This is a genomic window from bacterium (Candidatus Blackallbacteria) CG13_big_fil_rev_8_21_14_2_50_49_14, from assembly GCA_002783405.1.
In the GTDB taxonomy this organism is placed as follows: domain Bacteria; phylum Cyanobacteriota; class Sericytochromatia; order UBA7694; family UBA7694.
Genome location: PFGG01000063.1, coordinates 24,102 through 31,984, shown reverse-complemented (window position 1 = coordinate 31,984; position 7,883 = coordinate 24,102). Strand labels below are relative to the sequence as shown.

The following is a 7,883-nucleotide window of genomic DNA, read 5'->3' as shown; positions in this document are numbered from 1 at the left end:
CTAATCTGGGACAGTTTTGCAGCTAATCTGGGACAGTCTCAGATCAGATGATTCAAAATGGCCTTTTCAGAAGGGGTAATCAACCCGAATCGCCCGGTAATATTGCACTTTGTACTTCTCGCCAAAATATTTTAAGACAGCAGTCTCTGCCTGTTCTGGCGGAAGGTCAAACCAGATCACTTTTTTCTCTTCTGCACTGTTCGTGTCCAACACGCCAGTCTTAAATCTTCCCTGATCCCATTGCCTAAATCCTAAAATGACATGATTGGCCCAAGCATTCCAAAGCTGCTGAGTAGGGTCAATGATTAAATTCCAAATCCAAAACCCTTGCCCTGGCTTTGCTCCTGTGAGTCTAAACAGTGCATAGGCATAAACAGCAAAGTCATCGCAGTCACAACTCCAATCACCCCAATTGCCTGTATCCAGGCATTTCTGAGTAACGCCTGGATGCGTGTAATAATCAAATAAAAGTGGATCTGCACGGTACGGGAGCTTTGATAGTTGGTTGTTAATGGCTTCAATGGTACTGGGATGTAAAAGACCATCCTGCCCAGCAGAACCAAGGAGTGGCATTGGCGCTTTCGGGTAGTACACAGCCAGAGAAACCGACTTCTTTGCCTTTTCACGCAGAAAGGGCAGAACAAACCATTCAAGAAAGGGATCGAAACTCATGGTTTTTTCGGCGGGTAGTCAGATTTAGTCACTTCCCAGGTATAGAGCTGAATAGCTGATGTTTCGACCATTTTGTCAACTTCTTTTTCAGCTCTATTTGAAGCCCTTCGGATGGCTTCACGCTCACGTAAGACAAGCTCTGGCTCTTCACCCATTACCCCCAATTCAGCCCGCTCATGGGCGCGGGTAACACGCCAATCCAGATCAGAAATCATCTTGGCCGCTTCGTGCTTTATGCGGGCTTTGCGCTCTGTTTGAATGCGCTTTAAAGCACCTTCAAAGTCTTTCACAACGGAGCCATCAGCAGCTAACTTTAGATCAGATAGATCCTTCGGCAGTTCTTCTACTTCAACCACATTCCCCTCAATATGAGAGGTTTCGCCAGTTGCGCTGGCAATCAATTTGCCCGATTCATCAAAAATAAGCTTCGGCATCATCTCACTCCTAACATGCGATATAAGTCATTTTCGTTTGATCTTTGTACCAGTCTCCAACCAAAGAAGTATTGTATGAAGCAATCGTAAAATTGTCGTATCCGACACTAATTGCAGCCCCGCCATCCAGATAAAGAGACATATTAGAAACATTCGATGAATCATAAAAACGAACAAACAAGCCTGAACCGGCATGGAATGAGACTGCAAAATTCCATACGTCACCATTTGTCTTGGTTACGACTGTTTTTAATGGCGATGAATACAGTGCATTTTTCGCTGTCGTGGAACCATTGATTGCTGAAATAGCAGTTGCTGAGCCCTTAATTGCAGTGAGAGCGGCACTACTTGCCGCCACTGTAGTCATTGCTGTTGAATTAGCGGCTACTGCCGCCATGGCCGTGGCACTCGCAACCATCGCATTCAGAGCTGCTGTACTGGCAATCATTGCTGCAAAAGCTGTTGAGTTAGCGGTTATTGCAGTCATAGCCGTGGCACTCGCAACCATCGCATTCAGGGCTGCTGTACTGGCAATCATTGCTGCAAAAGCTGTTGAGTTAGCGGTTATTGCAGTCATAGCCGTGGCACTCGCAACCATCGCATTCAGAGCTGCTGTACTGGCAATCATTGCTGCAAAAGCTGTTGAGTTAGCGGTTATTGCAGTCATGGCCGTGGCACTCGCAACCATCGCATTCAGGGCTGCTGTACTGGCTATCATTGCCGCAAAAGCTGAACTATTTGAGATCAGGGCACTAAATGCAGTTGCCTCACCTAAGACAGTGGTTATCGCGGTTGGATTGGCGGCTAAAATAGCCATTGCAGAAGAACTTCCCAACACTGTGTTATAGGGTGTTGAGCTGTAGAGCAGAGAGCGGAAAGCGTTCGTGTCCGACAAAAGACGATCAAAGGCCTCTTTATTGCTCAAATCCCCCAGCCAGGTATTCAGTTGAGCGCTTGTAAGCGTCTCAAGCAGACGCAGAGAAGAAGGATTCAGCATGTCAATTTCAGCCACTGAAGCAGCCATTTTGAACAAAGCACCTTTTACCAAAAGTTCATTGTCTGTGGCTGTAGATGGCGTGAATGAGCTTATACGCCCTTCAATTTCTGTTAAAAAACCATTGCGAAATTCTGGAAACCCCATATTTTCTCCTTACAGACCCGCAAGGGCCAAAGCTGTTATTTCGGCCAAAGCTGCATCAATCTGGCCTTGAATATCTGCGGCTGCAATCATCTGCTGAAGCTCAATCACTTGGGCTTGAGCGGCTGCCAGTTCAACCTGAGCAGCCGCCAATACAGGCACAACAGTCGCGTCGATGCGATCTAAGCCAAACTGCTGAATCTCTGAAATAGCTGTGTTCCAGTCCAATTTGAGCTGTTCGAGCTTATCCAAGCGGCTGTCCAGGTCTAGCCAGATCGGATTGAAGTACTCCTGGCCCAAGCGGGTCTGGGTATCCTTCATCTGGTAGCGAGGGTATTGCGTTGCCATGCGTTTAACCCTTACAGAGCCAGGTCATAGCGTTCGGCTACATGCCAGGATTGACGCCAGCTTGTGGTTGAACCGGTTATTTCAATACTGTAGGCAGAGGTCGGAGCACCCAGCGTAAAATCGTACTCGCGCCAGCGAGAGCGGGTATCTACAATTTCATCACGGGAACTCGTTGCTGCGACAGGCGTTCCACCAATAACCAACTGACAACCCGCAGTATGAACCAGCGGATCGAAGTCTTCGAGCAAAAGACGCACAATCACATGGCTACTGGGAGAGCCAAGAGCACGGGCTGTTGAATAATGGGTAAAGCTTGTGCCGATCCGGGAGACAATCACCTGAGAAGTAGATAATTGCAGACCTGGCATCAAGTCCGTGGTACCCACAAAGACCGCCCTGACAGGCAAAAGCGCGGGCAATGTCGCAATATTTTCAGCAGTTCCTGCTTTGATTGGGTACCAGATTCCACCCACTTGGTATTCCCAGAAAATCTGGGTACCATCAGGTGTAACTCCTTCATAGAGCAGATCCAAATCACCGATACCACCAGCCAGCTGGAGGGGTTGCATTTGAATCACTGATCTGGGAGTCGTAAACTGGGCAAACTGCAAGCGCAGCATCAAATCACGGTCAGCAGCCTCATTAAAATAGGCTCCATCCTGAGCATACATCAGCACGCCCTGGGTATAATCGGTGCCTTGAGTAAAGCCCACGCGATGCTGTGCGCCTGAAACCAGAACAATGGCGTAGCGGCGGCCAGACTCAACAAAAACTGGGCGCGGAAAGGTGATTCGCGTCCAGCCCGCAGAGAGTGCATTGGCAGCCAGATCGAGCTTTGCAATGCCATGATTCAGATCAGGCTGGCCCTGGCTGGCATCCGTCAGAATCAGGGTCAATCCACCGGCAGTATCCACACTGGTGAAATAAACATCAATGCTGGTCATCCAGCCTGTTTGCGCCATCAGCACGGTTTGAGCCAGGATTGAGCCCTGAACTGTATGCGTACTGGTAATTGCATCCCAATAGGTTTCAGCATAAGTGGTATACCAGAATTGAGTTGCACGCACCTGACCTACTTGCAGAATCATGTTCTGACGGTAAGCGGGATCGACTGTCCAGGTTTCTCCATTGATGCGGTAGATGCCGGTCATGGGGTCATAGATTCCACTGCGCCAAAATCCGCTATTCGTGCAAAGTGTGCGGGTTTCACCATACTGAATCCGCTCACGGCTCATGGTTCGCTGAATCATGCTTGTGGTTTGGTACTGGTACTGATTAATGGTCAGTTCACCAACTTGGGTTTCCATGCGCAGGCGGGTGATTTCGTTATAGGCAGGGAGCAAGAAGTTATCTGTGCTGAGTTTTGCGGCTGGGTCAACCGGGTTCAGAAGCGAGAATGAAACCGTATCCTGAGCCGCAATGACAGGACGAACACCCTCTTGCAGTCGGGCACTATACCCCACAGCCCCAGTATCTGATTCGTCTTCGTTCAAGAAATGGTCTGCCCCGTAAAACACGTAGGCATCAGGAATTTCCAGGCGTTCTTTGACTCTGGCCATATCCATTGCCAACTGAAGCGCTTGCTGAATCGTCGCACGGGCAGCAACAGCCTCACCCAGCCCAGCAATATCACTGATAATATGCGCAATGCGGGGCTCTGCGCTGGTAATCCAGCCCTCTGCTGTTTTCATACGGGTAGACAGATCTTGAAGATTGGGAAGATTAAAAGTCGAAGCCAGAATGACTTCCTGAATCCCAGAAGGTGAGAGGCGAACATGGGCAATCAAGGTGTAACCTGTTGGGGGCGAAGGTTTTTCAGGAGTAGGAGACTCAAGACCTTGGGCAATGTGCGAGATCACCACACGGCGCTTTTGCATCGCAACGGCTTCGGGTTGGGTTTGCCCAGTTTGCAAGTCAATCAGAAAGTCACGGGGTTGGATATCTGTATCTTCTTCCTGTCCATACACTGAAACCGCCAGCCATTTCTGATCTTGCAGCGGCAGCATTGAGAAAACGCTGACCGTTTGAGTGGCGGCAAGGAAATAAACTTTGCCTGTGGTTCCATCGTATAAGCGGCCCTGAGCAATATCCAGCTCAGTGGCAGTGCGGGCCGTCGTTGTCAGCCCGATAAACTGACGCTCTGAGGTTACAGCATCCATCAATAGATGCTGTTGACCTTCATCTAGCCAGGTCTGAGTATTGAGCAGATCGGCTGCTTGAAGCTCCTGTCGGTCGCGATAAATGACTTGTTTTTCCATGATGGGCTCCTGTTTTAATGGTTGGTAACACCGCCAGCCAGAACCGAACCGGCCAGAATATGGCCAGATCGAACGGGGCGGAAGGTCTTGGTATCAATGGCTATGCTGTCTGAAGCTCGGGCCGCCAGACGCATATTGGCCAGCAATCTTTGCAAAGGGGCGCGGTCGCCAGCGGCAACAGGCTGCCCCATAAATCTCCCGATTCTTGGGGAGCGTTTCCCAAAGAAAGCGACTTCAACCTGGGCGCAATGCGGGGGCATGGTCAGCCGGGAATACCCCAGATGAGATGCTGCTTTAGCTCGGGTAACGGGGGCGCTCGGATCAAAGAGTTTGATTCTACGGTATTGGGCCAGAACCGCTTCCAGGTTGACCAGACAGCGGGGAAACTTACCCAGATAGCTTGCGCCTGGATTGGCAGGGCGAATCTCAGAAACCATTTCCCCATCCGCATGAATAGGTTCCAAAGCAGGCTTAAGAGTGCGAATTCCAAGCGTTGAAGTCCTTTCTTGATAAAGTGCGACATCTTGCAAAACAATCCGACGATTGCTGGCATCAGTGGCCGCAACAAAGCGCAAAGGCCGCCCCAAAAATGAGGCATGACCCGCTTTGGAAGGAATGATTACCTCAGTAATAGCCTGCTTTTCAGCGCTGGCAATTTGCCAGTCTGGGCTTTCAAGCTCGGTCTGAAGCCCATTTTTAACCAGCGTAACCCGCAGGCGTGAGCGTACCAGGGCTTCAGACCGGGCTGGGTAACACTTGCCGCCCAGAAACTCAGAGCCCAGCATAGCCACCTGTTTGGTTCCCGGCAGGCGGCGGGTATAAATTCTTAGCTCAGGGTGCAAATTCAGCCAGGCATTGCGCTCTGCGACACTCGCCGCAGCGGAAAGAAAGGTTTTATTCGGGGGAGCGATGATTCGACGAACCTGACCCCCAGCTTCAGCAGCTTCGCGAATCAAGCCCGCAGGGGTACCCCGTGTTCTGAAGCGGGTATGAGCCGATTGAATCAAAGCTTTCCGCTCCTGATCGGATTGTGCAGACTGCCAAGCCGCAGTTTCTGTAATGCCCAGCATTTCGGCGAGATAGGGCAAAATAGCGCTTTCAGTGGAATCGACATGCCAGACCGTGGCTTTCCAGCTTGGCAAATTGAAAAAACGATCTGTCAGCTTTGCAACGGGCAGCCAGCGTGAAGATTTTTCCAGAACAGGGGTGATGTCAGTCAAGTTCGGCCTCCAGGAAAGCAGGCTCAGGCCAGCTCATGACCGCATACTGATGCGGTTCAATCGGGACATCGGCCCCAATCAAACCGACCCTTTTGATGGCTCCTGAATCTTGAATCTTGGCACTCAATTCAGACGCTACAAGGTCATAGCCCAATGTGTTTTTCAGCTTGTCTCTGTGCGCTTCGAGCACGGCCTGAGCAGATTGAAGCAGAGTTGCCACCAGAGCCCCTTTGCGGGGGGTGATCGTCACCAGAATCGGAGCCGCAATTGCTTCAGCAGCGACAACATCTACACGGTCAGTCAGTGGGCGGGAATCATCAGCCCGCACAGCCTGATCGACATTGGCAACGATTTCAGCGCTGTCTCCATCCGTCAAAACAGCCAGGCGAACCCAGCCAGGTGCAACGATTTGCACACTGACATCCACCACATGGCTGTCAGCAGTTAGGGCGATATAGCGATAGGCATTGCTTGAGCCCGCAGAGGGTTGGTTCATAGCCAAGAGCACGCGAACCCGAAAACGCTCAATATCCTCTATCAAAGCCCCACCACTGGAAGTGGTCAGATTGGTGACTGTAAGGCCCGTTTGAAGGGTATCAAAAGGCTCTTTAATCGTACCTGGAAGGAACCCATTAAACTCAGGGCCTGCGGTATCTGCCTGGGCTTTGACCTGCACCGAAGTTTGACCAGCCAGAATCCATGCATCGGCCACAGAGGCAAAGATTGCGCCATTTGCAGCTTGAATGCGTGTACCCTTTGGGATTAAGGTAGGATTCACCAAGGGCAGTGAAAGCGAAAATTCAAGCGTGGTTTTGGCAAACTGGGCAGGTAAACGGTAGGTATTGACCAGTTCCCCAAGGTATTCCAGCATGGGAGACCTGGCATAGCGGGCCAGATTCTGACGGGCTGCATCGTTGATGCTGGTTCTGAGCAAAGTTTCACGGTAGGCGATCAAATTAATTATGAGCTGTTCAATCTGGGCGGGATACAGGGTTTTCTCTGTGCTGGCCTCATAAGCGGCTTTCAGTTCATCGAGCACCTGAGTGGGGTTTTCATGAATGACTTGGGGTAGACTCATGCAGCACTCTCCAGACCACAATCCTGCTCATCTTCTTCAGGTTCTGTTTCGCAGGCGCAGCCACACCAAGAGCAGCAACAGCAGTTTAGGCAATCCGCAAAGGCCATGCCGCAATCCTCACAGGATGGACGCATAGGGATAAACCTCCACGCTTTGCTCTACACCATTGGCCAGTTTGAAATAAACTTGAATCAGAAGGCCAGAGAAATCTGTAATTCTGACCAGAACACGCTTAACAGTGCAGCGTGGCTCCCATTTGCGAATGGCCTCAACGGTTTCACGCACCACATGAGGACGGGCGCGGTCGATAGGATGATCAACATAATTGCGAAGATTGCTACCAAAATCTGGGCGCAGAGGGTCAGAGCCCAGAGGGGTTTCAAGAATAATGCGGATGCACTGACGCACATCTTCAACCCCTTCGACAATTCCCTCGCCCTCTAAGCTGGGTTGCCAGTGCAGCGTACTCATGGCCAAAACCAATGCCCAGGCGTGGGGGCCGTTGAATAAGGGGCGTTTGTCATAAACAAACCCTCAGGATCGAGGATCAAGAGCGTAGCGGGATCTGTCAGTGACATGAGAAAAGCCCCGAAAACCTTAGGGGATTCGGTTTCAGAGGGTAAGGTCATGTAATTGACTGGCGCGGCCAGGGTTGGAATGGGTGTGCTCATGCCCTTAGCATAGGGCTGAAAGCAAGGCAGCGTCGTGGTGACATAGTTCACACCGGGGGAATGG

General features: G+C 50.8%; 9 protein-coding genes. 1 reads left to right on the top strand and 8 read right to left on the bottom strand.

Features of this window, described 5'->3' with window-relative positions; genetic code table 11:
* Positions 1–66 precede the first annotated feature (66 nt).
* Entirely contained in the window at positions 67–672 is a 606-nt protein-coding gene (locus tag COW20_15345) for a hypothetical protein (protein PIW46662.1), read from the bottom strand.
* Positions 669–1,106, bottom strand: coding sequence for a hypothetical protein (locus COW20_15340; GenBank protein ID PIW46661.1), 438 nt, complete (start codon positions 1,104–1,106; stop codon positions 669–671). Before COW20_15340 ends, COW20_15345 begins: the two co-directional genes overlap by 4 nt.
* 233 nt (positions 1,107–1,339) lie before the next feature.
* Between COW20_15340 and COW20_15335 the strand changes: the two genes are divergently transcribed.
* Positions 1,340–1,954 (top strand): hypothetical protein, encoded by a 615-nt coding sequence (locus COW20_15335; protein PIW46660.1) that lies wholly within the window; start codon positions 1,340–1,342, stop codon positions 1,952–1,954.
* A 302-nt stretch (positions 1,955–2,256) separates the two neighbouring features.
* On the opposite strand, the gene COW20_15330 is transcribed toward COW20_15335, so the two are convergent.
* The 6 genes from COW20_15330 to COW20_15305 form a co-directional block, all read right to left on the bottom strand.
* Positions 2,257–2,592, bottom strand: coding sequence for a hypothetical protein (locus tag COW20_15330; protein PIW46659.1), 336 nt, complete (start codon positions 2,590–2,592; stop codon positions 2,257–2,259).
* Positions 2,593–2,603: 11 nt separating this feature from the next.
* Positions 2,604–4,850 (bottom strand): hypothetical protein, encoded by a 2,247-nt coding sequence (locus COW20_15325; GenBank protein ID PIW46658.1) that lies wholly within the window; start codon positions 4,848–4,850, stop codon positions 2,604–2,606.
* 14 nt (positions 4,851–4,864) lie between these two features.
* On the bottom strand, positions 4,865–6,097 hold the full coding sequence (locus COW20_15320; protein PIW46657.1) for a hypothetical protein: 1,233 nt from the start codon (positions 6,095–6,097) through the stop codon (positions 4,865–4,867).
* A complete protein-coding gene (locus COW20_15315) occupies positions 6,063–7,148 on the bottom strand; it encodes a baseplate protein (GenBank protein PIW46656.1) in 1,086 nt (361 codons plus the stop codon). The genes COW20_15320 and COW20_15315 overlap by 35 nt, the downstream gene beginning before the upstream one ends.
* A gap of 117 nt (positions 7,149–7,265) precedes the next feature.
* The gene (locus tag COW20_15310) at positions 7,266–7,619 is read right to left on the bottom strand and encodes a baseplate protein (GenBank protein PIW46655.1); all 354 of its coding nucleotides are present in this window, start codon (positions 7,617–7,619) and stop codon (positions 7,266–7,268) included.
* Positions 7,616–7,819 (bottom strand): hypothetical protein, encoded by a 204-nt coding sequence (locus COW20_15305; GenBank protein PIW46654.1) that lies wholly within the window; start codon positions 7,817–7,819, stop codon positions 7,616–7,618. Before COW20_15305 ends, COW20_15310 begins: the two co-directional genes overlap by 4 nt.
* Positions 7,820–7,883: the final 64 nt, after the last annotated feature.